Source organism: Streptomyces mashuensis, from assembly GCF_014654785.1.
Classification (GTDB): domain Bacteria; phylum Actinomycetota; class Actinomycetes; order Streptomycetales; family Streptomycetaceae; genus Streptomyces; species Streptomyces mashuensis.
On sequence record NZ_BNBD01000001.1, the window covers coordinates 631,935 to 657,236 of the forward strand.

Sequence of the window (25,302 nt, forward strand, 5' to 3'; positions counted from 1 at the left end):
GATGGCCATGCCGCTCCGCCAGACCGTCCGGGTCGGTACCTATCTCTTCCAGCAGAAGCTGCGGAAGCGGGAGAAGTTCCCGCTCATCGTGGAACTGGAGCCGCTCTTCGCCTGCAACCTCAAGTGCGAGGGCTGCGGGAAGATCCAGCATCCGGCCGGGGTGCTCAAACAGCGCATGCCGGTGGCGCAGGCGGTCGGCGCGGTGCTGGAATCCGGCGCGCCGATGGTCTCCATCGCCGGCGGCGAACCGCTGATGCACCCTCAGATCGACGAGATCGTGCGGCAGCTGGTGGCCCGCCGGAAGTACGTCTTCCTGTGCACCAACGCCCTGCTGATGCGCAAGAAGCTGGAGAAGTTCACCCCGTCCCGCTACTTCGCGTTCGCCGTGCACATCGACGGGCTGCGGGAGCGGCACGACGAGTCGGTGGCCAAGGAGGGCGTGTTCGACGAGGCGGTGGCGGCCATCAAGGAGGCCAAGCGGCGCGGCTTCCGGGTCACCACCAACTCGACGTTCTTCAACACCGACACCCCGCAGACCGTCGTCGAGGTGCTCGACTACCTCAACGACGAGCTGCAGGTGGACGAGATGATGATCTCGCCCGCCTACGCCTACGAGAAGGCGCCCGACCAGGAGCACTTCCTGGGCGTGGAGCAGACCCGGGAGCTGTTCCGGAAGGCGTTCGCCGGCGGCAACCGGCGGCGCTGGCGCCTCAACCACAGCCCGCTCTTCCTCGACTTCCTGGAGGGCAAGGCGGACTTCCCGTGCACCGCCTGGGCGATCCCCAACTACTCCCTCTTCGGCTGGCAGCGCCCCTGCTACCTGATGAGCGACGGGTACGTGCCGACGTACCGGCAGCTCATCGAGGAGACCGACTGGGAGAAGTACGGGCGGGGCAAGGACCCGCGGTGCGCCAACTGCATGGCGCACTGCGGCTACGAGCCCACCGCCGTCCTGGCCACGATGGGCTCGCTCAAGGAGTCGCTGCGCGCGGCCCGCGAGACCGTCTCGGGCAACCGGGGCTGACGGCCGTGGCCCTCCATGAGCCCGTGTCGCTCGGCGTGCCGTCCGTTCCGGTCAGGCTCGCCGAGCGGCGGGTGAGCCGGAAGATCCAGGTCGGCTCGGTTGCCGTGGGTGGCGACGCGCCGGTGTCGGTGCAGTCGATGACGACGACCCGCACCTCGGACATCGGTGCGACGCTCCAGCAGATCGCGGAGCTGACGGCGTCGGGCTGCCAGATCGTGCGGGTGGCCTGCCCGACGCAGGACGACGCGGATGCGCTGCCGGTCATTGCGAAGAAGTCGCAGATCCCGGTGATCGCGGACATCCACTTCCAGCCGAAGTACGTGTTCGCGGCGATCGACGCGGGCTGTGCGGCGGTGCGGGTGAACCCGGGCAACATCAAGCAGTTCGACGACAAGGTCAAGGAGATCGCCAAGGCGGCCTCCGACGCCGGCACGCCCATCCGGATCGGCGTGAACGCCGGGTCGCTGGATAGGCGGCTGCTGCAGAAGTACGGCAAGGCCACCCCGGAGGCGCTGGTGGAGTCGGCGTTGTGGGAGGCGTCGCTGTTCGAGGAGCACGGTTTCCGTGACATCAAGATCTCGGTCAAGCACAACGACCCGGTCGTGATGATCAATGCTTACCGTCAGCTGGCGGCGCAGTGCGATTACCCGCTGCACCTGGGTGTGACGGAGGCGGGGCCGGCGTTCCAGGGCACGGTGAAGTCGGCGGTGGCGTTCGGTGCGCTGCTGAGCGAGGGCATCGGTGACACGATCCGGGTGTCGCTGTCGGCGCCGCCGGCGGAGGAGATCAAGGTCGGTATCCAGATCCTGGAGTCGCTGGGCCTGCGGCAGCGCCGGCTGGAGATCGTCTCGTGCCCGTCCTGTGGTCGTGCGCAGGTGGATGTGTACAAGCTGGCGGACGAGGTGACCGCGGGTCTGGAGGGCATGGAGGTGCCCCTGCGCGTCGCGGTGATGGGCTGTGTCGTCAACGGCCCGGGTGAGGCCCGTGAGGCCGACCTGGGTGTGGCGTCCGGCAACGGCAAGGGCCAGATCTTCGTCAAGGGCGAGGTCATCAAGACCGTGCCCGAATCCAGGATCGTCGAGACCCTCATCGAGGAAGCGACGAGGCTCGCCGGGCAGATGGCGGGGAAGGACGGCGCCCGCTCCGGGACCCCCGCCGTCACCGTCCACTGACCGGCGGGAGCGAGACCACGAGCCAGACATCGAGGAGGAGGGGCCGGAGTGTCGTTGCTGGAGAACATCCGCGGTCCGCACGACCTGAAGGCACTGGACGGCGAGGAGCTGACCGACCTCGCCGAGGAGATCCGTCACTTCCTGGTCCACGCCGTGGCCCGCACCGGCGGGCACCTCGGGCCCAATCTCGGCGTGGTCGAGCTGACCATCGCCCTGCACCGCGTCTTCGACTCGCCCGCCGACAGGATCCTGTGGGACACCGGCCACCAGGCGTACGTCCACAAACTCCTCACCGGCCGCCAGGACTTCTCCAAACTGCGCGCCAAGGGCGGCCTGTCCGGCTACCCCTCACGGGCCGAGTCCGAGCACGACGTCATCGAGAACAGCCACGCCTCCACCGTCCTGAGCTGGGCCGACGGCCTCGCCAAGGCCAACGAGGTGCTCGGCCGCTGGAACCGGCACGTCGTCGCCGTCGTCGGTGACGGCGCCCTCACCGGCGGCATGGCCTGGGAGGCGCTCAACAACATCGCCGCCGCCCGCGACCGGCAACTGATCATCGTCGTCAACGACAACGAGCGCTCCTACGCGCCCACCATCGGCGGCCTCGCCGACCACCTGGCCACCCTGCGCACCACCGACGGCTACGAACGCCTGCTGTCCTGGGGCAAGGAGCTCCTCGACCGCACCCCCGTCGTGGGCCGTCCCCTGTACGAGTCGCTGCACGGCGCCAAGAAGGGCTTCAAGGACGCCTTCGCGCCCCAGGGCATGTTCGAGGACCTCGGCCTGAAGTACGTCGGGCCCATAGACGGGCACGACATCGCCGCGGTCGAGTCCGCGCTGCGCCGCGCCAAGCGCTTCCACGGCCCCGTGCTCGTCCACTGCCGTACGCAGAAGGGCCGCGGCTACGCGCCGGCGCTGGAGGACGAGGCCGACCGCTTCCACACCGTCGGCATCACCGACCCCCGCACCGGCGAGCCGCTCCGGCCCTCCGCCGGCACGTCGTGGACATCGGTCTTCGGCGACGAGATGGTGCGGATCGGCACCGAACGACCCGACGTCGTGGCGATCACCGCCGCCATGATGGGCCCGGTCGGGCTGCAGAAGTTCGCCGCCGCCCACCCCGGCCGCGTCTGGGACGTCGGCATCGCCGAGCAGCACGCCGCGACCTCCGCGGCCGGCCTGGCCACCGGCGGCCTCCACCCGGTCGTCGCCGTCTACGCCACGTTCCTCAACCGCGCCTTCGACCAGGTGCTGATGGACGTCGCCCTGCACAAGTGCGGCGTCACGTTCGTCCTGGACCGGGCCGGCGTCACCGGCACCGACGGGCCCAGCCACAACGGCATGTGGGACCTGTCCGTCCTCCAGGTCGTCCCCGGCCTGCGCATCGCCGCGCCCCGCGACGCCTCCCAGCTGCGCGCGCAGCTGCGCGAGGCCGTCGGCGTGGACGACGCCCCCACCGTCGTCCGCTTCCCCAAGGAGGACGTCGGCCCCGACATCCCCGCGGTCGGCCGCGTCGGCGGGATGGACGTCCTGGCCCGGCCCGGCACCGGCGACGAGGACGTCCCCGGTGCCGAGGGCGCCGACGTGCTGCTGGTGGCCGTCGGCACCATGGCCGGCGTCGCCCTGGAGGCCGCCGAGCTGCTCGCGGCCCGCGGCGTGACCTGCACCGTCGTCGACCCCCGCTGGGTCAAGCCCGTCGACGCCGCGCTGCCCGCCCTGGCCGCACGCCACCGCATGGTCGCCGTGGCCGAGGACAACAGCCGTACCGGAGGCGTCGGCTGGGCCGTGGACCAGGCCCTCCGCGACGCGGGCGTCGACCTGCCGGTCCGTACCTTCGGCATCCCCGAGCAGTTCCTCGCGCACGCCAAGCGCGCCGAGGTGCTCGCCGACATCGGGCTCACGCCCGCCGAGATCGCCGGGCGGATCAGCGCCGCCCTGCGCACCACGGAGCCCCGCCGGCGGGCCTCCGTGGCCGTGAAGGAGAACGACGACGCATGACGGCAGAGACCACCACCCCCGACGCCGGCCCCACCCCCACGGCGCGGCGTCCCTCCTTCGACCTGGCCCGGCTGCTGGCCGAGCGCGGCGCCGAACGGTACGAGCTGCACACCCGCCACCTCAACCACCAGCTGCCGCGCATGCTGCGCACCATCGGCTTCGACAAGGTCTACGAACGGGCCGAGGGCGCCTACTTCTGGGACGCCGACGGCCAGGACTACCTCGACATGCTCGCCGGCTTCGGGGTGATGGGCCTGGGCCGCCACCACCCCGTCGTCCGCAGGGCACTGCACGACGTCCTGGACGCCTCACTGGCCGACCTCACCCGCTTCGACTGCCCGCCGCTGCCCGGCCTGCTCGCCGAGCGGCTGCTCGCCCACACCCCGCACCTGGACCGGGTGTTCTTCGGCAACAGCGGCACCGAGGCCGTCGAGACCGCGCTGAAGTTCGCCCGCTGCGCCACCGGCAGGCCCCGCGTCCTCTACTGCGAGCACGCCTTCCACGGCCTCACCGCCGGCTCCCTCTCCGTCAACGGGGAGGGAGGGTTCCGCGACGGCTTCGGCCCGCTGCTCCCCGACACCGCCGTACCGCTGGGCGACCTGGACGCGCTGGAGCGCGAGCTGCGCCGCGGCGACGTCGCGGCCCTCGTCGTCGAACCGGTCCAGGGCAAGGGCGTGTTCCTGCCCCCGCCCGGCTGGCTGCACGCCGCCCAGGAGCTGCTGCACCGGCACAAGGCGCTGCTCGTCGCCGACGAGGTGCAGACGGGCCTGGGCCGCACCGGCGAGTTCTTCGCCTACCAGCACGAGACGGGCGTCGAGCCCGACCTGGTCTGCGTGGCCAAGTCCCTCTCCGGCGGCTACGTGCCCGTCGGCGCGACGCTCGGCAAGGACTGGATCTTCAAGAAGGTCTACTCCTCCATGGACCGGGTCCTCGTCCACTCGGCGAGCTTCGGGTCCAACGCGCAGGCGATGGCCGCGGGCCTGGCGGTCCTCGCCGTCATGGAGGACGAGGGCATCGTCGCCAACGCCCGCACCACCGGCGAGCTGCTGCGCTCCCGCCTGGCGGCGCTCACCGCCAAGTACGAGCTGCTGCACGACGTCCGCGGCCGCGGCCTGATGATCGGCATCGAGTTCGGCCGGCCCTCGTCGCTGCGCCTGCGCAGCCGCTGGACGATGCTGCAGGCGGCCCGCAAGGGCCTGTTCGCGCAGATGGTGGTGGTGCCGCTGCTCCAGAAGCACCGCATCCTCACCCAGGTCTCCGGCGACCACCTCGAAGTGATCAAGCTGATCCCGCCGCTGATCATCGGGGAGAAGGAGGTGGACCGCTTCGTGGACGCGTTCACCGCCGTGATGGACGACGCGCACAACGGCGGCGGCCTGATGTGGGACTTCGGCCGCACCCTGGTGAAGCAGGCGGTGTCGGGCGGGCGCTGAGCAGGCGGCGCTGAGGCGCGGTGCGCGCGGAGGGGCCGGCGCCGGCCCCTCCCGTACCCGCCCCCGGTCAGTCCGTGAGCAGGTTGCGCCGCAGCCGCTCGCGGGTCTCCGGGGCCAGGCCCAGCCCCTCGGCCAGGTACTTCTCCGTACCGCCCCAGGTCTCCTCGATCGCCGCGAACGCCGCCGCCAGGTACTCCGCGCGCGCCTCGAACAGCGGCGACAGCAGCTCCAGCGCCTCCGGGGAGCCGTAGCCGTCGGTGTCGTCTCCGCGCCGCACCCGGTAGCGGCGGTGCGGGGCGTTGGACTCCAGGTAGTCGGCCTCGATGACGTCGCGGCCGGCGCCCAGCGCCAGCAGCGTCACCGCCACCGTCAGCCCGGCCCGGTCCTTGCCCGCCGCGCAGTGCATCAGCGCGGGCACGGCGTCGTCGGCCAGGGCGTGCAGTACCTGGCTGTGCGCGGCCGTGCGGGTGGTGATGATCTCCCGGTACGAGTCGCACATCCGGCCCGCCGCCCGGCCCTCGCCCAGCACCGACCGCAGCTGCTCGGTGCCGCCCTCGCGCACCATCCGCCAGAACTCGCTGCCGTCCGCCGGGTCGCTCAGCGGGATGTTGACGTTCCGCACCCCCGCGAGGGCGACGTCCGGCCCCTCCAGCGCGATGTCGGCCGCGTTGCGGAAGTCGAAGACGGTGTGCAGGCCCAGCGAGTCCAGGAAGGCGGCGTCCGTCTCGGTGGCGTGCGCCAGGTGGCCGCTGCGGAACAGCACCCCCGGCCGCACCCGCCGCCCGCCGGCGACCGGCAGGCCGCCGAGGTCGCGGAAGTTGCGCACTCCCGTGAGGCCCGCCTCGGGGCCGGTTTCGGTGGACGGGACGTGCGGCGTCTGCGTCACGGGGGAGCTCCTCGGGTCTCTGGGGCGGGTCCGGCGGGTCTGGCGGGTCTCCGGGGCCGACGCGTCATCGTATTCCTGCCGTATTCCTGCCGGCCCGTATCCATCGGGGTGGGATACATCACGGCACGTCAACCCCTGGTTACGGTGGCGTAGGTCACTCCGCAAGGTGAAAGATGTACCGACGTGGCAGGCGATTCGTATTCTTCGACTACTTCGGGCACTCCGGCTTCTTCCAGTGCTCGCACGATCGGGTCGTACGCGGCCGTGGGGGACAGCTTCACCGAGGGCGTGGGGGACCCGGGGCCCGACGGCACCTTCATCGGCTGGGCCGACCGGCTGGCCGTCCTCCTCTCCGACCAGCGTCCCGAGCACACGTTCCGGTACGCCAACCTCGCGGTGCGCGGCCGGCTCCTCGACCAGATCGTCGAGGAGCAGGTCCCCCGGGCCAAGGAACTGGCCCCGGACCTCGTGACCTTCTGCGCCGGCGGCAACGACATCCTGCGCCCCGGCAGCGACCCCGACGACGTGGCCGCGCGCTACGAGGCCGCCGTGGCCGACCTGCGCGCCACGGTGGGCACGGTGCTCCTGTGCACCGGCTTCGACACCCGCGGCGTCCCGGTGCTGCGCCACCTGCGCGGCAAGATCGCCACCTACACCGCCCACGTCCGCGCCATCGCCGACCGGCACGACTGCCCCGTGCTCGACCTGTGGTCGCTGCGCTCGGTGCAGGACCGGCGGGCCTGGAGCGAGGACCGGCTGCACCTCTCCGCCGACGGGCACACCCGCGTCGCGCTGCGCGCCGCCCAGGTGCTGGGCCTGACCGTGCCGACCGACCCCGACCAGGCGTGGCCGGACGAGGACCGGCGCTCGCCCGCCGAGATGCGCTGGGAGAACATCCACTGGGCCCGCGAGCACCTGGTGCCCTGGATCGGCCGCCGGCTGCGCGGCGAGTCCTCGGGCGACAACGTCGAGCCCAAGCGCCCGGACCTGCTGCCGCTGTAGCAGGACGTACGGGGGCGCCGCCGCGAGCCACCGCGGCGGCGCCCCCGTTGCTGCGTCGCCCGCTGCTTAATGGGCCGGCGGCTCCTGGCACGGCAGCTCGGCCCACACCACGCGGCCCCGCCCGCTGTCGCCCGGCAGCACGCCCCAGGCCCGGGACAGCGCGCCCACCAGCAGCAGGCCGCGCCCGCTCTCCTCGTCCGCGGCGCTGCACCGCGCCCGCGGCTCCGTCGGTGCCAGCCCCTGGTCGGCGACCTCGATGCGCAGCGCGGCACCGCTCAGCCGCAGCTGGCAGCTGACCTTGTCGCTGTCGGTGTGCCGCACCGCGTTGGTGACCAGCTCGGAGACCACCAACTGCGCGTCGTCACACGCGACATCGTCCATCCCCCACTCCCGCAGCCGGGCGCGGACGCGCTGCCGCGCCTCCGCCACCGAGGCGTTGAGGGCCGGGAAGTGGAAGGCGTCCTGCAGACGGCCGGTGAGGACGCCGCCGCGGAACCCTAGTGAGGGTGCGTCGTAGGAGGGGAGCACTCCGCAACTATGTGCGATAGGACTCAGCTATGGCAAGGTTCAGTCTGTAAATTGCAGAATCGCAAGGACAGCCTGTCGGAACAACAGTCTGTTGGGTCAGCAGACTGCATGGCACACTGCTGGCACGGAACAGCCGGTGGAGGGGGTGGACAGTGGCGGACTCGCGGCCGGCGGGCGCCCCGACGGTCCTGCGGGTCGTGCTCGGCAAGCGCCTGCACGACCTGCGGGAGAAGGCCGGTCTCTCCTACGAGGAGGCCGGCCGCGCCCTGGACGTCACCCACGCCACGGTCCGGCGCATGGAGAAGGCCGAGGTCGGCCTGAAGATCCCGTACGTGGAGAAGCTGCTCCGCGTCTACGGGGTCACCGACCCGGCCGAGACCGACGCCTTCCTCGCCCTCGTCCGTGAGGCCAACAAGCCCGGCTGGTGGCACCGGTTCCGCGACGTGCTGCCCGACTGGTTCAGCGCGTTCGTCAGCCTGGAACAGGAGGCCAACCTCATCCGGGCCTACGAACCGCACTACGTCCCCGGCCTCCTGCAGACCGAGGACTACGCCCGCGCCGTCCTCCGGGCGGGCATGCCGCACGCCCGCGAGGCCGACGTCGAGCGCGCCGTCGCCGTGCGCCGCGAGCGCCAGGCCCTGCTGACCCGGGACCGGCCGCCGCTGCTGTGGGTCGTCATGGACGAGACGGTGCTGCGCCGCCCCATCGGCGGCCCGGACGTCATGCGCGCCCAGATCGACCGGCTGATCGAGGCCGCCGAGCTGCCGCAGGTGCGACTGCAGTTCATGCCCTTCGCCGCCGGCCCCCACCCGGCGATGTACGGGCCCTTCCACATCTTCCGGTTCCCCCTCCAGGAACTGCCGGACATCGCGTACGCCGAGAACCTCGTCGGAGCCTCGTACTTCGACCAGCGCGACGACGTGTCGTCCTTCCTGGAGGCCCTGGACCGCATGTGCGCGCAGGCCGCGCCGGCACACACCACCAAGGCGATCCTGGGTGGCATTCGTAAGGAGATCTGAACCATATGGATCCGGACCGCGTCTACAACGGCATGCCCGCCACGGACCTCGGCACCGAGGGCTGGAGCAAGCCGTGGAGCGGCGGCAACGGAGGCAGCTGCGTCGAGGTGATGCGGCTGGGGGACGGCCGCGTCGCGGTGCGCCAGTCCACCGACCCCGACGGCCCCGCACTGATCTACACGCACGGCGAGATGGCGACCTTCATCCGCGGTGCCAAGGCCGGCGAGGCCGACTTCCTGCTGGCCGCACCGGGTGTGCGCGCCGAGTGACGCGCGTGGAGTTACGCGCGTCGACCGACGCGCGCCGACCGGTGCGCACGGCCGGCCGGGCCGCGGCGGGGGGACAGCGACGAGAGGGGACAACGGCGTGAACGAGCACGGCACCGACGGCCCGGGGGGCGTTCCGGCGATCCCGGCGGCGGCCTTCCCACTGGAGGGCTTCGCGGCGGAGGAGATCGACACCAGCAGGCCGCACCCGGCCCGCATGTACGACTACTACCTCGGCGGCTGGGACAACTACGAGGTCGACCGGACGGCGGCCGAGCGCGTCATCGCCGCGCACCCGCAGGTACGCCTGTCGGCCCGCGCCAACCGGGCCTTCATGGGCCGCGCGGTGCGCGACGCGGTGGCGTCCGGCATCCGCCAGATCATCGACATCGGCACCGGCATCCCCACCTCGCCCAACACCCACGAGCTCGCGCGCGAGCTCGACCCCCGCGTCACCGTCGCCTACGTCGACAACGACCCCATCGTGGCCACCCACGCCGGGGCCAAGCTCACCGGCGCCGGCGGCGCCGGCTTCGCACTCGCCGACGTCCGGGACCCGGAAACGATTCTGCGGCACCCGGTCGTCCGCGAACTGATCGACTTCGGCGAGCCGGTGGCGCTGCTGCTCGTCGCCGTCCTCCACTTCGTCAGGGACGAGGAGGACCCGGCGGGCATCGTCGCCGCCCTCGGCGACGCCCTGCCCGCGGGCAGCCGGCTCGTGCTCTCGCACGCCACCGGGGAACCGTACGAGGGCTACGCCGCCGGCCGCACCGACCATGCCGCCCGCGACGGCGTCGTCGACGTCTACAAGAACGCCACGGCCACCCTCAACCTGCGCGGCCGGGCCGCCGTCGAGCGGCTCTTCGGGCCCTTCGAGCTCCTCGACCCGGGAGTGGTCCGGGTGCCGCTGTGGCGCCCGGACGGACCGGTCCCGGACCCCGAGGAGCTCAACAACACCATCTTCTACGGCGGTGTGGGGCGGAAGGGCTGAACCGTCAGGCGGGCGGGGTGCGGTGGGCGGGCCGGGCCGGGACGTCGCAGCTGTCCTTGAAGCCCTGGCTGGTCAGCCCCAGCGCCGAGTTGACGCGCGAGCGGAAGTTCTCCACCGCCACCATCGCCGTCAGCTCCACCAGCGCCTCGTCGCCGAGGGCGGTGCGCAGCCGGTCCGTCAGGGCGTCGTCCACGGTGGGCGGGGTGGCCGTCATCGCCTCCGCGTACTCCATGACGTCCCGCTCCAGCGGGGTGTAGACGTCGCTGTCGCGCCAGAACGGCACGTCGTGCAGCTTCTCGTGCGACATGCCGTTGCGGCGGCCCTCCCAGTAGCCGAAGTCCATGCACCACGAGCAGCCGATCGCCGCCGACGACGCCATCACCGCGAGGTCCTTCAGCCCGCGGTCCAGCTTGTTCCAGCGCGCCAGCGACTTCTCGAAGCGCGCGTCGGTGAGCAGCACGCGGCGGTGGTGCCCCAGCGCCAGCAGCGGCTCGATGACCTTGCCGTAGGCGCGCCTGCTGTAGCCGGCGACGAGCCGGTTCAGCAGGGTGCGCGGCGGGTCGAGGGGGATACGGGCCATGGTGCCGACCTCCAAGGTGACGAGGGTGCGTTGCTTTCGCCCGTACGACGCACCGGACGCCCCCGGATGTGACATGCGTAGCCTGGCGGCATGGACGGCGAGCTCTTCCCACGGCCTCCGGCGGAGATCGCGCCGGGCGCGGTCCACGTCCCCGGCTGGCTGGACACCGCCGCCCAGCACCGCCTGCTGGCGGCCTGCCGCGCCTGGGCCCGGCCCCCGGCCGGCCTGCGCACCGTCCGCATGCCCAGCGGCGGCGAGATGTCCGTCCGCACGGTGTGCCTGGGCTGGCACTGGTTCCCCTACGGCTACGCCCGCACCGTCGTCGACGGCGACGGCGCACCCGTGAAACCGTTCCCGGCCTGGCTGGACGACCTGGCCCGCGACGCCGTACGGGCCGCCCACGGAACCGGCCCGGGCCCGGACCCGTACGACATCGCACTGATCAACTTCTACGACGCGGGCGCCCGCATGGGCCTGCACCGCGACAGCGACGAGAAGTCGCCCGCCCCCGTCGTCTCCCTCAGCCTCGGCGACACGTGCGTCTTCCGCTTCGGCAACACCCGTACCCGGACCCGCCCCTGGACCGACGTGGAGCTGCGCAGCGGCGACCTGTTCGTCTTCGGCGGTCCGTCCCGCCTCGCCTACCACGGCGTCCCCCGCACCTTCCCCGGCACGGCGCCCCCGCACCTCGGGCTGCGGGGCAGGCTGAACATCACGCTGCGGGTGAGCGGGCTGTAGGGGGCGGGGGAGGGGCGGGCGTGGGGGCGGGCGTCGGGAAGATCCACACGGCACCGATAATGAAGACCCCCGACGCCCTGGAGGTGCCGTGTCCGGCTCCCGGCCCACCCGCCCGCGCTCGCCGCTCGACTCCCTGCGCCCGGCCGCCTTCGGCGCCGACCCGACCGGGGAGCGCCTGGCGCGCATCAGGCGGTCGCCGCACTTCGCCGATGGCGCCTTCGTCAACCCCGAGGGCCCCCGCCGCACCCCCGCCGGGTCCATGCTGCGGCTGCTGCCCGGCTACTTCAGCGCCGAGGAACGCCGCCGCCGCGCCCCCGCCCAGGCCGTGCCCGTCCACCCCACCACCGTCGCCGACCTCGCCCGGCCCAGCGCCTCGGGGCTCCGCCTCACCTGGATGGGCCACTCGACGGTGCTCGCCGAGATCGACGGCGCCCGCATCCTCCTCGACCCCGTGTGGTCCGAGCGCTGCTCCCCGTTCCCCTTCGCCGGACCGCGCCGGCTGCACCCCGTACCCGTACCGCTCTCCGAGGCCGGCCGCCCCGACGCCGTCGTGATCTCCCACGACCACTACGACCACCTGGACATGGCCACGGTACGGGCGCTCGCCCGCACCGGCACCACCTTCGTCGTCCCGCTGGGCGTCGGCGCCCACCTGGAGCACTGGGGCGTGCCCGCGGCCCGCATCACCGAACTCGACTGGCACGAACAGACCGAGGTCGCCGGCCTCACTCTCACCGCCACCCCGGCCCGCCACTTCTGCGGCCGCGCCCTGCGCAACGCCCAGCACACGCTCTGGGCCTCCTGGGTGATCACGGGCCCGGACCACCGCGTGTTCCACAGCGGCGACACGGGCTACTTCCCCGGCTTCGCGGACATCGGCGACCGGCACGGGCCGTTCGACGCGACGATGATCCAGGTGGGCGCGTACTCCGACCTGTGGCCCGACATCCACATGCGCCCGGAGGAGGGCCTCCGGGCCCACACGGACCTCCAGTGCGGCGACGCGACGACCGGCGTGATGCTCCCCATCCACTGGGGCACGTTCAGCCTGGCCCCCCACCCGTGGGCGGAACCGGCGGAGGGCAGCGTGGCGGCGGCGGAGAAGCACGGGGCGCGTGTGGTGGTACCGCGACCGGGCCAGCCGTTCGAGCCGGCGGAGGGGCTGCTGCTGGACCCGTGGTGGCGGCCGGGGACGGTGGAGGTGGCGGTGGGGACGGGGGCTACGGGGGAGTTGGGGTTGGTGGGGGACAGGTGATGCACGCGGTCACTTGGTCACAGCGATGATCTGACTCCAGATGGTCACCACGGCCACCAACTGCGCGAAGAGGAAGGCGAGCTGTCCGGAGAGCCCGTGCACGTGGTAGATCGAGGCCAGCAGGCCGAGGCGCCTCATCCAGTAAGGGCGTTCCCGGCTGAACGTGTCGGTGTCCATCCACATGCTCGTCAGGGTCAGCACCATGAGCATCAGGATGATGGACAGGACCTGCTCGCCCAGCTGCTGGTGGCCGATACCGAGATCCAGCCCGGCCACCACACCGATGGGGACGAGCCAGGCGACGAACAAGTAGAAGGCCCGTACGGGCCCGCGTTCCCCAGGGAGCACGCGCCACAACGCACCCAGGACGAGTCCGGCGCCGGCGAAGGACATCTCCTGAGCCAGGAACGTGCCCGCGGTGTCCGGAATACCGACCGGCGAATTGAGGGTGTGAGCCCAGTGGTGGGGCCCGTAGGCCTTCGCGTACCAGGCGGTGACCATGCTCGGGAGGATGCCGAAGAGAGCCGCCCAGCGAGCGGCGTTGAGGGCGTTCTCCCACCACCGTGGGTGTGGACCCCAGCCGAGAGCGACGTCCACCATGGACACGGAGTCCGGCAGGCAGTTGTGGCGGCACCGACCGGGGCGCCAGTCGTGCAGGGAGCGGAGTTGCTCCTCCAGGCCGTGTCTGTCGGCATCCCCCTTGCGCCCGTGGTCGACGAGGTGGAGCTGGTGGAGCAGGTCCCGGCACTTGCGGGCGTCGTCCATCAGCCGCTGGGTCCCGGCCGGGGTGCTCAACTCGGCGACGACACAGTCCTTCTCCGCCTTGTGGCTCACCCGGCCCAGAACCGACCATCTGCGTCCCACCTTCACCATGGCGTAGAGCGCGGCCATGTTCAGCGGCAACCACAGGCCGTACAGGGCTGCCACGCTGCCTGCGAACAGGGCCGACCTCAGCGCCACGATGATGGCGAAGACGCCGGTGACCAGCAGGAGATCCACCCCTTGTGGTCCGAGGGACGTGTCCGGTCTGGTCCGCGAACTGCTGTGCAACAGCGCCACAAGGGCGATCCCCGTCAGCATCCAGGTGTAGGCGTACACCCACTGCGGTCCCCTGGAGGCGAAGTCCGCGAGTTGCCGGCCGAGAGCGCCCGTGTAGCCGGACCCGAAGAGCGCCCGCGCCTGCCCCAGCCAGTCGGCGCGTTCCCACATGAATTCGAAGGCGAGGAGGCGGCAGGCCACCAGCAACGCTGCCAGGACGGCGAGTGACGACCCGATGACGGCGATGCGGCGGAGAGGATGCCTGACCCCGCTTCCCCACGCGGCGCCGCCCAGTTTTCCCTCGCTCGCAAAACGCCAGGCCCAGGCGGCGATGGCGGTCAGCCACAGCCACAGCGCGGACAGGTTCAGCAGGACCAGCCCGACAATGGCCGAGGTCGTCGGCGGGACGGTCGGCGTGAGGTTCCACTCCAGGCCGAAGAGGTGGGGAGCCGCGATGACCAGCAGGCCGAGCGCCGCCGCCGAAGTGGTGGACGCGACGATCGCATGGCGTGCCTTGATGCCGTTGCGGCTGTCATCGGCGCCCTGCATGAAGGACGACCACGGCTTTGCCAGCAGGACAAGAGCAAGACCCGAGGCAATGACGATGAGGGCTCTCCAGGAATGCACGCCGGAGGACGAACGAAGGAGCAGCAGGAGGGTGAGGCCAAGCGCTGCGCTCAGCCCGGCCCATTGCAGAACCGTGTTCGTCAGAGCCCGGGTGGCGGCCTTTTCGGGGGTGCCTTCGGCCTTCCGGCGAAAGCGCCATGCCGACGTGGCGATCACGCCGGATGCGGAGATCCACCAGGAGACGATGCCCAGGGAACCGATCCAGGCGACATGGGGGCTCAGCTGTGGGGCGAAATCCTGCGGCGGTACCAATCGGGCTTCGACGGGTGGAGGATGGTTCTTCCATGCTCTGCCGTGCCGGTCGATGTCCGCTTCCCCGGCGGGACGGGCAGCGCTGATGCCGAGGCCACCCGGGTCGACCTCGATCCTTTCCCAGGACGCCCCGGTCAAGGTTCGCGGTGCTTGAAGGGCGGCTTTCCAGTCATGGTCGGGCCTGACGTCGACCGTCCAGGGACCGATGGTGAAACGGCCGGCGGAATCGATCAGGTTCCACGACTCGTAGTGCAGGGTGACCCGGTCTCCGTGTTTGGTCGCCTGGGGGCTGGTGGTCTGCCACTCCGGAGGATGCCCTCTGGGTGTCAGCAGGCAGCGCATGGCCTCCCGGTACTTCGGAGATTCGGCGCTGAGGGTGAGCGCCTCTGCGATGTCGGCTCCCCACTGCTGTTCCGTCCCCCAAATGCTGGTGGTCTGCTCCACCTCGATGAAATCGGGGCGCTGCCGATGGAAGGCGAGCCTGGACGTCACGTGCAGCTTGTCGGGCTGCGCAAGGGAGCAGTCGGCCGCCGCCCCCGCCGCCCGTGACTCCGCCGGCTGACCCACCCACCACCCCAGCAGCACCACGACGAGCGCGAGCCACCGCCACCCCCGGCGGCGGGTCATCCCCGGGGCGGGCAGCCGCTGTACGGGTCGCACACGAGGATGACCTCGTAGGGGTCACCGGCGTACTCGTCGCGACGCGAGTGGTGGACGTCGGGCAGGAAGCGCCACTGGGACGGTTTGTTGTGCCGGGTGCGGCTCTTCTTCTCGACGCGGGTGTGGAGCGTGCGCGCCTCGTGGTCGGTCGTCTCGGTGAGGATCTCGTCCGCGGCCACGGGGAAGTGGTCGTGCAGCAGGCACAGGCCGAAGCGGTCCAGGTTCCCGTGCCGGTCCAGGACCTCGATCAGGTCCCGGACGAAGGCCGCGTCCTGGGGGCCCAGGGGCTCGGCCTGCTCGAACGGCGGGAGGGCCGCTCTCGAACTCGTCTTTTCGGTGCCCACCACTACCTCCGATGGCTACTCACAGTATTCCTATGGTCACCATATGTTCACTCAGGGTGGTGTGCAACCGAGAGGTCGCTGTTTCGGGCGGGGCCTCGGCAAGGAAGAGATGCCCCTGATCCCGTGATCCTGACGGGTCGCCAGAACGGAGCCCCCATGCCCCCCACCGCCGCCCGCCGCCCGAAGCTGCCGCTGCCGGCCGCGGTGGCCCTCGCCGTCGTGCTCACCCTGGCCGGCGGCGGGCCGGCCCTCGTCGCCGTCGGCCGTGCGGCCCACGCTTCCCAGGCCACACCCGCGACCGGTCTCGACGACCCGCGGAAGAAGGACATCGCCATGCGGCTGCTGTCCAGCGCGGAGAACTCCTCGCTCGACTGGCGCGCCCAGTTCGCGTACATCGAGGACATCAAGGACAGCTGCGGCTACACCGGTGGCATCATCGGCTTCTGCTCCGGCACCGGTGACATGCTCGGGGTCGTCGAGCTCTACACCCGGCGCAGCCCCGGCAATCCCCTGGAGCCCTTCCTGCCCGCCCTGCGCAAGGTCAAGGGCAGCACGTCGCACGCGGGCCTCGGGCCGCCGTTCGAGGAGGCGTGGCGCCGGGCCGCGCGGGACCCGGAGTTCCAGCAGGCGCAGGAGGACGAACGGGACCGCCTCTACTTCGACCCGGCGGTCCGCATCGCCAAGTCCGACGGGCTGCGTGCCCTCGGCCAGTTCGCCTACTTCGACGCGATCGTGATGCACGGCCCGGGGGTGGGCGCGGGCAGCTTCCGCGGCCTGCGCGCCACCACCCTGGCCAGGGCCCGGACCCCGGCCGAGGGCGGTGACGAGCGCACGTACCTGCGGACCTTCTTCGACGTGCGTACGCAGGCCATGCGCGCCAAGCACCCGCACCACGACACCAGTCGCGTCGACACCGAGCAGCGGGTCTTCCTCGACGAGGGCAACCTCGACCTCGAACCGCCGCTGCGCTGGCGCACGCACGGGGACGCGTACCGCATCGAGGAGTAGGGCTCAGTACTCAGTGCGTACGGCTCAGTGGCGGTGTTCCAGGTCGCAGCACGTGTCGCGGCGCAGCTGCCGTCCCACCTCCAGCCAGTCGGTGTGGAGGCGGCCGTGCCGGATCTCGGGCTCGCCGCCGCGCTCGTACGGCCGCAGCAGGTCCTCCTGCCGGAAGGCCACGCCGCCGCGCAGCACCGACGTCGTCCGGACGAGGGAGTCGAAGTCGGTGAACGGGTCGCCGTCGACGACCGTCGCGTCGGCCAGCTTGCCGGGCTCCAGGGTGCCGAGGTCGCCGTCGGCGCCGAAGGTGCGGGCCGGCAGGACGGTGGCGGTGCGCAGCGCCTGGGCGGGCGAGAGGCCGCCGTACCGGTGCAGGGCCCGCAGGCCCAGGTGCAGCGACAGGCCGACGGGCACCAGGGGCGCGTCCGTGCCGAGGGCGACGGTTCCGCCGCCGTCGAGGACGCGGCGGTAGACCTCGACCTCGCGCCGGAGGTCGGCGAGTTCGTCGGGGGTGGGGGCCTTGGCGGCGTTCTGCCGCACCGCCTCCACGTCCCACGGCGGCATCATGCAGGTGACGCGCGGGTCCTTGGCGAGGGCCGGGTCGGTGCCGGTCAGCGGCTCCGAGGTGAAGATGGTGGCCACCATGCGGAAGTCGGTGCGGGTGTAGATCTCGGCGAGGTCCTGGTACGAGCGGCCCGTGGCGGACACGGCGTGCCCGTACTCGAGGCGCTGCGTGGCCTGGAGGTGGGTCGTCAGGTCCTGGCCGAGCTGGACGCCGGGGGAGCAGAGGTGGCTGCCGGTGCGGACGCCCAGGCGGTCGTGCGCGAACGCGGCGGCCTCGCGCATCACCCAGCCGGGCGCCCGGACGTACGTCTTCACGAAGTCCCACTCGAGCGCGGCGGCCCGGGACAGCGAGCGGCGCAGGCCCTCGGGGGTGCGGTGGGCGCGGCCCATGCTGTAGGCGACGCGCGAGCCGTCGAGGAGCTCGCCGGCGGTGAGCAGCCGCGGGCCGGCGAGGGCGCCCGCGGCGATCGCCTCGCGGAGCCGGGCCTGCTCGTAGGCGAAGCCGCCGAGGGAGACGGCGGTGGTGATGCCGTACGCCAGCTGGAGCGCCGTCTGGCGCCCGCCGTACGTGTACTGCCAGGGGTGGGTGTGGGCGTCCCACAGGCCGGGGATCACGGTCTGGTGCGAGGCGTCGACGGTGGCGCGGGCGGCACGGCGGGGTCGGTGCGGCTCGACGGCGGTCACGCGGCCGGCGCGGACGACGAGGTCGACGTCCTCGCGGACCGTGGTGCCGGTGCCGTCCCAGAAGCGGCCGGCGTGGACGACGGTGTCGGCGGGGGTGGGGCGGCGGTAGTCCAGACTGACGGGGACGGTGCGGGTGGTGTTCGTACGGGTGTCGAGCAGCCGCAGCTTGCCGGCCGACAGGTAGAGGAGGTGGCGGCCGTCGGCCGACCAGGACGGGTGGTCGGCGGCCTCGTCCGTGAGCCGGCGCGGCTCGCCCGCGGGGCTGCCGTCGGCGCGTACGGGCAGCAGCCACAGCGCCGACTCGCTGATCACGGCCATGCAGCGGCCGTCCGGCGACCAGACGGGCCCGGAGTCGTAGCGGTCGGAGACCGAGGCGTGCGGGGCCACGGCGTGCAGCCGGTCGGTGCCGGTGGTGGTGTCGACGACGCGGACGAGGTTGTAGCCCTCGCGGAAGCGCCGGTTCAGGCGGTTGCGGTCGCAGAAGGCGAGGTGGCGGCCGTCCGGCGACCAGCTCGGCCGGCCGGGCAGCCCGCCGGCGCCCAGCGGGGCGGCCACCACCTTCTCCGTGGCGGCGGCGAGGTCGCGCACGACGACGTTGCCGGACATGTCCACGCAGGCCAGCCGGGAGCCGTCGGGCGACAGCGCCGGGTGCACGCGCCCGCCGTCGGCCAGCACGGTCTCGTCGCCGGTGGCCAGGTCCCGGCGGCGCACGGCGAGCAGGCCGTCGCGGTCGTCGACGTAGATCAGCGCACGGCCGTCCCGCGACCAGGAGGGCCCGAGGAGGTAGCGGGTGGGGTCGGCGGTCACGACGCGCCGGGGCGCCCGGCCGCCGGCCACGTCGGCGATCCACAGCGAGTTCAGCGCGGCGAACGCCACCTGCCGGGCGTCGGGGGAGAGCGCCGGGAGGTGCAGGGCACGGACGGGGCGGGCGCGGCCGTCGTCGGCGAAGTCGTGCTTCTTGAGCCGGTAGCGGGGCCGGTCGAGGGGGAGGCGGGCGGTGAAGGGAACGATCTCGGGCTTCTGCGCGGGGGCGCCCGGCCGGACGATGCGGAACTGCCCGCTCACGGTGATCAGCAGCTCGTCCCGCGACACCCAGCGCGGCGGCACGGGCTCGACGTCCCCGCCCACCGCCACCGGCGCCCCGTCGACGACCAGCGTGCACGTGGCGCCGGGCGCCGCGGTCGTCCGCAGGTACGCCAGCCGCCCCGCGGGGGACAGGGCGGGCGTCATGACTTGCGTACCGGCGGTGGCCTCGGCGTGCTCCACCCGCACCGGCCCGCGCCCGTCGGCGGGCACCGAGGCGACGGTCCGCGACTCCAGCCCGGCGGTCCGCACCCGGCCGCGCACGAACGCGATCCGCGTCCCGTCCGGCGTCCACACCGGGTCGAAGTCCTCCCAGGCCCCGTCCTGCCCCGGCCCCTCCTGGCCGGCGAGCCCGGTCACCTGCGTCAGCCGCCCGCTGCGCACGTCCACGACCCAGATCCGGTACGGGCTGCCGGCCACGGGGTCGCCGGCGCGCTCGGACGCGAACGCGATCCGCGTCCCGTCCGGCGACCACGCCGGCCCCCGGTCGTCCCACGGCCCGTCCGTCAGCTGCCGCAGCCCGGAACCGTCGGTGCCCAGCGTCCAGATATGGAAGCCGCCACCCCGGTACGCGCACACGGCCAGCCGTGTCCCGTCGGGCGAGTGCACGGGCCGGGTGGGCTCGAGATCGGCCGGCGTGATCGCGACGGCGTCGCCACCCTTGCGGGGGATCGACCACAGCACGTTCTGCACCTCGGCGACGAGCCGGTCCCCGCGCGGCGAGAGGCTGGCGGCCCCGTTGGTGGCCTCCCGGAAGGAGAGGACCTCCCCGGTTCCCGCCGGCCCCTGGGCGGCGGCCAGGGCCTCACCGGGCACGGCAAGGCCCACCCCGGCCACGGCGGCGGCCCCGGCGGTGGCCTGCAGGAATCTCCGCCGGGAGAACCGCCCGTCGACGGCGTCGACGGCGTCTCCGGCGCCCCTGGTGTCCGTGGCGTCCGCGGTTTCGGTGGTCTCGTTGGAGTACAACAGTCCTCCTGCGTCGGGCGATCGGGGGGTGCCGGTGCGATGCGCGAGGGGGCTCCCGGGGGAGTTTCCAGGGGGTGATGGTGGCACGCCGGGCATGCGGCGGTGCGACAGTTGAACAAGTGAGGACCTTGGGCGAGCAGAGACGGAGGGTAACGCTCCCGTCACGAACGCAAGACCAAGATCGACTACCGCCCGGGTGTGCGCGACCACGCCACGGAGTGCGGTATTGTTCTCATGCGCGGTCGGCGAGGGCGAAAGCCCGGGCCGGACGAGCACCGGGACGTGGCGCAGCTTGGTAGCGCACTTGACTGGGGGTCAAGGGGTCGTGGGTTCAAATCCCGCCGTCCCGACACGTAGAAACGCCCTCTGATCTGGGAGAAACCCCAGGTCAGAGGGCGTTTTTCGTTCTCTGGGTTCGGTGTTCATCTAATGCGGTGTCAGGCGCCCGGGGACCGCTTGGGGACCACGCTCCGGAAGAAACCCCTGATCAGACCCTGTTTCGCTGGGGACCAAGATGATGAGTGCTTTGGGGTGTTTGTGTGGTTCTCACAACGCCTGGAGAGAGGCGGCCAGCGGTCGGGACGGTGCCGGAGCGCCCCGCAGGTGGCTGCTGAGGGACCTGCCGGCGGCGACCAGGGCCCGGAGATCGGGGTGGAGATAGCGCTGGGTGGTCTGCAGTGATCCGTGACCGGCGATGATGCGCAGGACGTGCAGGGGGACGCCGGCGTCGGCCATCCAGGTCAGGCCGGTGTGCCGCAGGCCGTGGCGTCGCAGGTGCTCGTAGCCGAGCTCGGCGACGACCTCGTCCCAGTGGGTGGCGTCCCGCAGGACGGCGGTGGTGATGCGCCCGCCCCGTGGGCCGGTGAAGAGGCGGGCGTCGGGCTTGTGTCCGACGGCCAGGAGCCGCTGCGCGACCAGAGGGCGCACTTCCTCGATCAGCGGAATGCGCCGGGCCATCTTGCCCTTGGTGCCCTTGTCGATCAGGCCGCCCGGCCCAGGGGTGGTCTGTCTTCGTACGGTCCAGATCCAGTTCACCGGATCGATGTCGCGCGCCCTGACGCCGGAGACCTCGCCGATCCGGGCGGCAGTGCAGGCGGCGAAGGTCACCACGCTGCCCCAGCCCAGGTATTGGCCGTGGGACCGCCGGACCAGAGCATCGGCGAGGGAGACGAGGGTGTCCCAGTCGGACAGCGCCAGGGAGCGCGGGTCGTCGAGCTCGTCCTCGGCCTTCTTGTACTCGGCCTGCCAGCCGTTGACCCGTGCCGGGTTGACGGTGATGATGCCGTCGCGCTTGGCCTGCTCCATCACCCGGACCAGCACGGCCAGGCTGTTCTTCACCGAGGAGCGGCCCACCCCGTCGGCGATCCAGCCGTAGACACTGCGGTCGACGGCGCCGTTGCTGATCAGCGTCGCGGGGATGTGGCCAAGGCTCGGTACGACGCGCAGTCGCCACCCGGCGAGGTAGGGGTCCTTGGTCTTCTCCTCCAGCCCGCGCAGGGCGAGTCGCATGTTCGCGTCGCCGTACTGCGCGAGGGGCTGCATGGAGACGCTGGGGTCGACGCCTCGCAGCGACGCGGCGGTGACCGTGTCGATCCAGCCCTGGGCTTGGTCGACCGTGGCGCTGGACTCGGAAAGGGACCTGCGTTCGCGAGTGTGGGGATCGACCCAGCGGACGCGCGCCCGGTAGGGGAGCGGACGATCGGGGCGGTGCTCGATGTCGGGGGAGAGGGGGACGGCGATGGGCAGTTGCTCGACGTGCACCATCAGGCGGCCCGCGCCGGGTCGATGCGGTGGTCGGCCAGCCACCGGTGGACGTCGCGGGCGCTGTACACCACCAGGCGAGGGGACAGACGGACGAAGGGAGGGCCCTGGGGCGGGCGGGCGGTACGCCACCGGCGGGGGGTGGACGGATCCAGGTTGAGCATCCGGGCGAGCTGTTCGGTGGAGTACCAGGACTCAGCCGGCAGTTCGGGCTCGCTGCAGTGCGCGGCGGTGGGAGCGGGTATGTGGGGTGGTGCGTGGTGGGGCATGAATTTCCTGGATGGGCGGGGCCTGGAAGGTGTGGCGGTAAAGCCTGGCGAGTGATGCCGATTTGGTTGATCGGCCGCTCTCCGGCGAGACGCAACATTAGGTTCACGCCGTGGAAAGTCCACTCGTTCGGTGATGAGTTCTCCAGCGGAGAACACCGCCTTGAGATTCAGTCTGTGTGCCCGCCGCCGGTTTGGTTAACCGGCATTCATCAGCTATAAGGTCCAGCGCCAAGGACCCTCGCCACATCAAGCTGGCCGCAGTCCTGGCGCCGCTGCTGCGCCGGACCTCCCCCGAAGGGGGCGGCGGGTTCGGTGGCTCGTATGAACTCCGGCTGAGCGCGGAGGAGGCCGCCGAGCTCGGCGGCCTCCTCCGCGCTCAGCCGGGATGCTGCGGGCGCAAGGCGCAGGCGTAGACCGCGGGGCGAAGGCCGGCTGTGGATGTAGCCGGGCGCCTTGAAATACTCGCAGCTCGTGATGCGCGAGAATATGAAGTCGCTGATGCGGCACTCGAACCCAGGCCGGCGAGTCCAGTCGTGGCAGGACGCTGAGCACAATGCCGCAGCGTGGATGCGGCACTGGGGCTATACAGACGCCCGTGCGCAGCCGGGCGGTGCTGATGGCGGCATCGACGTGCGGTCGAGGCGAGCACTGGGGCAAGTCAAGCACCAAACAGCGGCGGTAGGGCGTCCGGAGCTCCAGCGCCTCTTCGGAGCGCGTGGCAAGGACATGGGTAAACAGCTGCTCTTCTTCACCGGCAGCAGCTATACCTCGACAGCCGTTGCCTACGCTGCGGAAAACGACATCGCCCTGTTTGTCTACCAGATGGACGGCTCGATGGATGCCGTCAACTCCCCAGCTCATCGCATCGCTGCCGCACGGCCGCCTTCCCGCATCACGCCGCCCGGGCCCGCGGCCCCACAGACGGTGCCATCTACAGCCAAGGGGTCAAGCCCTCGCGTCGGCCGAATAGTTCTCGGCCTCCTGCTGGCCGGCATCGCACTGGCCATTCCTGGCTCACCTGGTTTCGACCCTCTTCCGAACTGGGTCTGGGCGTCGACCATCCTCATGGTCATCCCTTGCATTCTCGTCTCATGGGGTGTGGCGGCCAAGGGGCGTCACAAGTTCTGGCCGAGCGGACTGGGTATGTTCTTGGTGGACGTCGCACTGGGCTGGATGTGCAATGCGAATCTGTGGCGAGGGAAGACCTCAGAGGTCATCATGCAAGGGGCTGTGACCGCGTTGACTCTGGCAGCTGCGCTCCTGCTGATCCGGTGGAACGCGTCTCTACGCCGCAGGAGCAACCCAGCTACGTTGAGCGATGGTGACCACGCCAAGCATTGAGCTCGAAGCATGCCGTTGCGCTGAAGTGATTTGACGCCGCCGCGCGGCCGGAAACAATCTTGTCTCTGCCGAACGTTATGACAGGCGGAGACAGGAAATGGGGGGCGGGACGTGTCGAGCCTGAAGCTGTTCCACGTCGGAGCGGGTGGTGTGGCTGAGGTTGCTGCCCGGCAGGCGGCGCGCGAGCGGCATCTGCAGGAGTTGGTCGAGAGGAACATGGAGACGTTCCTCCAAGTGCGCTTCCTGGCGAGTGAGTACAGCACCGGCCCGCGGCACGGCGGCCGCATCGACTCGCTCGGTCTCGACGAGAACGGCGCGCCCGTGATCATCGAGTACAAGCGAGGCCAGGACGCAGGCGTGATCAACCAGGGCCTCTTCTACCTGTCCTGGCTGATCGACCACAAGGCGGAGTTCCAGCACCTGGTCCGCGAGCGTCTCGGGGCAGCTGCTGCGGCCCGGGTGCTGTGGAGCGATCCGAGGCTGATCTGCATCGCCGAGAACTTCACTCGCTACGACGTGCACGCCATCGGCGAGATCCAGCGCACGATCGACCTGGTCCGCTACACGTACTTCGGTAACGACCTGCTCGCCCTCGAGCCTGTAGCGTTCGTTGCAGGACGAGGCGGGCAGACGCGCCGTCATCGGACTGTTGCTATCCCGGCCCAGCCACGTCGTGGTGCTGTTGAAGAACTGCGATCGGCTCTCGACGAGATCTTGATTTCGCTGGGCGACGATGTGGCGCAGGTGGCCCGCAAGCAGTATTGCGCGTACCGGAGACTGAGGAATTTCGCGTGTGTGAGCCGTACTCACAAACAGCAGCTACTGGTCTACGTGAATACCGACCCGCGAGAGGTGGACCTCATACCAGGGTTCACCCGTGATGTGACAGATATCGGGCATCACGGAACAGGATCCCTGGAGCTGCGTCTCCGCTCGGAAAAAGACCTTGAGCGCGCTGTCCCCTTCTTCCGCCTGGGGTACGCAGCCGCCTAAAGCTTGTCTCGTGACTCTGTGATCAGTGGCTGAGGGCGAGGTTGTGCATGTGGGCGACGCCGCTGGTGGCCCAGAAGACGCCATCGCCTTTCAGGCGGCAGTCCCGCAGGATCTTCCAGTTCTTCATGCGGGCGAAGGCGTGCTCGACGCGGGCGCGCACCCGTCGGTGGGAGGTGTTGTGCTGTTCCTTCCAGTCGGGCAGCCGGTCCTGCCCGGCCTGACGGCGGTGCGGCATCAGGACGCCGGTGCCCTGGTAGCCGCCGTCTGCGAGGACGGTCGCAGTGCCGCATGCGTCCTTGATGCCGGACTCGGCGAAGGCGGTGCAGTCGTTGCGGTTGCCCGGCAGGGGCCGGCCGACAGCCAGTACTACCCGGGTGTCCGCCTTGATCAGGACCTGAAGATTCGCCGAGTAGCGGTAGTTCTTCGACGAGGCCGACACCGTCCGGTCCCTCGTGGGCACCAGCGTGCCGTCCACGATGAGGACCTGGTGCCGTCCGGGTTTGCGTTTGCCCGGGGCCAGGGCCAGCAGGGGCCCGTGCCGGCTGATGATCCGGCCGACGGCCGCAGGAGAGATCCCGAAGAGCGGGGCGAGCTGGCGCATAGTGAGGTTCGTGCGGCAGTACATCGCCACCAGCAGGACCCGGTCCTCCAGGGCCAGCGCCCATGGGCGGCCTGGCCGGTCCGGGTCCAGGGCCCGGCCTCCGTTGCGGTGGACAGCCCGCACCAGACGTTGGAACTGGCGCGGGCGGAGCCCGGTGAACACCTCTGTGAGATCGCGGCGTTGAGCGGTGACGACCTGCATGACCAGCTCAACGCAGCACCCGACCAC

Annotated in this window: 22 protein-coding genes and 1 tRNA gene; 14 read left to right on the plus strand and 9 right to left on the minus strand. The window is 71.4% G+C overall.

From position 1 onward, the window contains the following. The first annotated feature begins 1 nt into the window (after window position 1). From hpnH to IE305_RS02475, 4 genes are read left to right on the plus strand one after another with little or no spacing between them, the layout of a single operon-like run. On the plus strand, window positions 2–1,024 hold the full coding sequence (gene hpnH / locus IE305_RS02460; protein WP_190127670.1) for an adenosyl-hopene transferase HpnH: 1,023 nt from the start codon (window positions 2–4) through the stop codon (window positions 1,022–1,024). A 23-nt stretch (window positions 1,025–1,047) separates the two neighbouring features. After that, entirely contained in the window at window positions 1,048–2,196 is a 1,149-nt protein-coding gene (ispG, locus tag IE305_RS02465) for a flavodoxin-dependent (E)-4-hydroxy-3-methylbut-2-enyl-diphosphate synthase (RefSeq protein ID WP_190127671.1), read from the plus strand. Window positions 2,197–2,244: 48 nt separating this feature from the next. After that, entirely contained in the window at window positions 2,245–4,194 is a 1,950-nt protein-coding gene (dxs, locus tag IE305_RS02470) for a 1-deoxy-D-xylulose-5-phosphate synthase (RefSeq protein WP_190127672.1), read from the plus strand. Then, window positions 4,191–5,627, plus strand: a complete 1,437-nt coding sequence (locus IE305_RS02475; protein WP_190127673.1) for an aspartate aminotransferase family protein — start codon at window positions 4,191–4,193, stop codon at window positions 5,625–5,627. Before dxs ends, IE305_RS02475 begins: the two co-directional genes overlap by 4 nt. Window positions 5,628–5,694: 67 nt before the next feature. Here IE305_RS02475 and IE305_RS02480 read toward each other — a convergent pair whose 3' ends face one another. After that, window positions 5,695–6,513, minus strand: coding sequence for a tyrosine-protein phosphatase (locus tag IE305_RS02480; protein ID WP_190127674.1), 819 nt, complete (start codon window positions 6,511–6,513; stop codon window positions 5,695–5,697). Window positions 6,514–6,759: 246 nt separating this feature from the next. Here IE305_RS02480 and IE305_RS02485 point away from each other — a divergent pair, with 246 nt between their 5' ends. Further along, window positions 6,760–7,515, plus strand: a complete 756-nt coding sequence (locus IE305_RS02485) for an SGNH/GDSL hydrolase family protein (protein ID WP_190128178.1) — start codon at window positions 6,760–6,762, stop codon at window positions 7,513–7,515. A gap of 66 nt (window positions 7,516–7,581) precedes the next feature. On the opposite strand, the gene IE305_RS02490 is transcribed toward IE305_RS02485, so the two are convergent. Further along, entirely contained in the window at window positions 7,582–8,043 is a 462-nt protein-coding gene (locus tag IE305_RS02490) for an ATP-binding protein (RefSeq protein ID WP_229890438.1), read from the minus strand. A 152-nt stretch (window positions 8,044–8,195) separates the two neighbouring features. On the opposite strand from IE305_RS02490, the gene IE305_RS02495 reads away from it, so the two are divergent. The 3 genes from IE305_RS02495 to IE305_RS02505 all read left to right on the plus strand — a co-directional run bounded on the left by IE305_RS02495 (window position 8,196) and on the right by IE305_RS02505 (window position 10,319). Then, the gene (locus tag IE305_RS02495) at window positions 8,196–9,062 is read left to right on the plus strand and encodes a Sco1979 family transcriptional regulator (RefSeq protein ID WP_190127675.1); all 867 of its coding nucleotides are present in this window, start codon (window positions 8,196–8,198) and stop codon (window positions 9,060–9,062) included. Window positions 9,063–9,067: 5 nt separating this feature from the next. Next, window positions 9,068–9,331, plus strand: a complete 264-nt coding sequence (locus IE305_RS02500) for a DUF397 domain-containing protein (RefSeq protein WP_190127676.1) — start codon at window positions 9,068–9,070, stop codon at window positions 9,329–9,331. Window positions 9,332–9,470: 139 nt separating this feature from the next. Continuing rightward, window positions 9,471–10,319: an SAM-dependent methyltransferase gene (locus tag IE305_RS02505; protein ID WP_268255852.1), complete on the plus strand. Its 849-nt coding sequence runs from the start codon at window positions 9,471–9,473 to the stop codon at window positions 10,317–10,319. 4 nt (window positions 10,320–10,323) lie between these two features. Here the strand turns inward: IE305_RS02505 and IE305_RS02510 are convergent, their stop codons facing one another. Beyond that, window positions 10,324–10,914 (minus strand): carboxymuconolactone decarboxylase family protein, encoded by a 591-nt coding sequence (locus IE305_RS02510; RefSeq protein ID WP_373311495.1) that lies wholly within the window; start codon window positions 10,912–10,914, stop codon window positions 10,324–10,326. Window positions 10,915–10,989: 75 nt separating this feature from the next. Here IE305_RS02510 and IE305_RS02515 point away from each other — a divergent pair, with 75 nt between their 5' ends. Beyond that, window positions 10,990–11,637 (plus strand): alpha-ketoglutarate-dependent dioxygenase AlkB family protein, encoded by a 648-nt coding sequence (locus tag IE305_RS02515; protein ID WP_190127677.1) that lies wholly within the window; start codon window positions 10,990–10,992, stop codon window positions 11,635–11,637. 88 nt (window positions 11,638–11,725) lie between these two features. Next, window positions 11,726–12,892 carry an MBL fold metallo-hydrolase gene (locus IE305_RS02520; protein ID WP_190127678.1) on the plus strand — a complete coding sequence of 389 codons (1,167 nt, stop codon included), beginning with the start codon at window positions 11,726–11,728 and terminating at the stop codon, window positions 12,890–12,892. Window positions 12,893–12,901: 9 nt separating this feature from the next. On the opposite strand, the gene IE305_RS02525 is transcribed toward IE305_RS02520, so the two are convergent. Together IE305_RS02525 and IE305_RS02530 are read right to left on the minus strand one after the other, a co-directional pair. After that, window positions 12,902–15,397, minus strand: coding sequence for a DUF6185 family protein (locus IE305_RS02525; protein ID WP_190127679.1), 2,496 nt, complete (start codon window positions 15,395–15,397; stop codon window positions 12,902–12,904). A 35-nt stretch (window positions 15,398–15,432) separates the two neighbouring features. Then, the gene (locus IE305_RS02530) at window positions 15,433–15,813 is read right to left on the minus strand and encodes a hypothetical protein (RefSeq protein WP_190127680.1); all 381 of its coding nucleotides are present in this window, start codon (window positions 15,811–15,813) and stop codon (window positions 15,433–15,435) included. Between the two features lie 156 nt (window positions 15,814–15,969). Between IE305_RS02530 and IE305_RS02535 the strand changes: the two genes are divergently transcribed. Continuing rightward, window positions 15,970–16,821, plus strand: coding sequence for a chitosanase (locus tag IE305_RS02535; protein WP_190127681.1), 852 nt, complete (start codon window positions 15,970–15,972; stop codon window positions 16,819–16,821). Between the two features lie 24 nt (window positions 16,822–16,845). Here the strand turns inward: IE305_RS02535 and IE305_RS02540 are convergent, their stop codons facing one another. Then, the gene (locus IE305_RS02540) at window positions 16,846–20,109 is read right to left on the minus strand and encodes an amidohydrolase family protein (protein WP_373311496.1); all 3,264 of its coding nucleotides are present in this window, start codon (window positions 20,107–20,109) and stop codon (window positions 16,846–16,848) included. Window positions 20,110–20,385: 276 nt separating this feature from the next. Between IE305_RS02540 and IE305_RS02545 the strand changes: the two genes are divergently transcribed. Further along, window positions 20,386–20,459, plus strand: a tRNA-Pro gene (locus IE305_RS02545). Between the two features lie 196 nt (window positions 20,460–20,655). On the opposite strand, the gene IE305_RS02550 is transcribed toward IE305_RS02545, so the two are convergent. Together IE305_RS02550 and IE305_RS32760 are read right to left on the minus strand one after the other, a co-directional pair. Beyond that, window positions 20,656–21,873, minus strand: a complete 1,218-nt coding sequence (locus tag IE305_RS02550; protein ID WP_190127683.1) for a tyrosine-type recombinase/integrase — start codon at window positions 21,871–21,873, stop codon at window positions 20,656–20,658. Further along, complete coding sequence (locus tag IE305_RS32760) at window positions 21,873–22,139, minus strand: helix-turn-helix transcriptional regulator (protein WP_229890440.1); 267 nt, start codon at window positions 22,137–22,139, stop codon at window positions 21,873–21,875. The genes IE305_RS02550 and IE305_RS32760 overlap by 1 nt, the downstream gene beginning before the upstream one ends. 453 nt (window positions 22,140–22,592) lie before the next feature. On the opposite strand from IE305_RS32760, the gene IE305_RS02560 reads away from it, so the two are divergent. Beyond that, window positions 22,593–23,480 carry a restriction endonuclease gene (locus IE305_RS02560; protein WP_229890442.1) on the plus strand — a complete coding sequence of 296 codons (888 nt, stop codon included), beginning with the start codon at window positions 22,593–22,595 and terminating at the stop codon, window positions 23,478–23,480. A 111-nt stretch (window positions 23,481–23,591) separates the two neighbouring features. Next, window positions 23,592–24,473: a DUF5655 domain-containing protein gene (locus IE305_RS02565; protein ID WP_190127684.1), complete on the plus strand. Its 882-nt coding sequence runs from the start codon at window positions 23,592–23,594 to the stop codon at window positions 24,471–24,473. A gap of 22 nt (window positions 24,474–24,495) precedes the next feature. On the opposite strand, the gene IE305_RS02570 is transcribed toward IE305_RS02565, so the two are convergent. After that, complete coding sequence (locus IE305_RS02570) at window positions 24,496–25,275, minus strand: transposase (protein ID WP_190127685.1); 780 nt, start codon at window positions 25,273–25,275, stop codon at window positions 24,496–24,498. Window positions 25,276–25,302 lie beyond the last annotated feature (27 nt).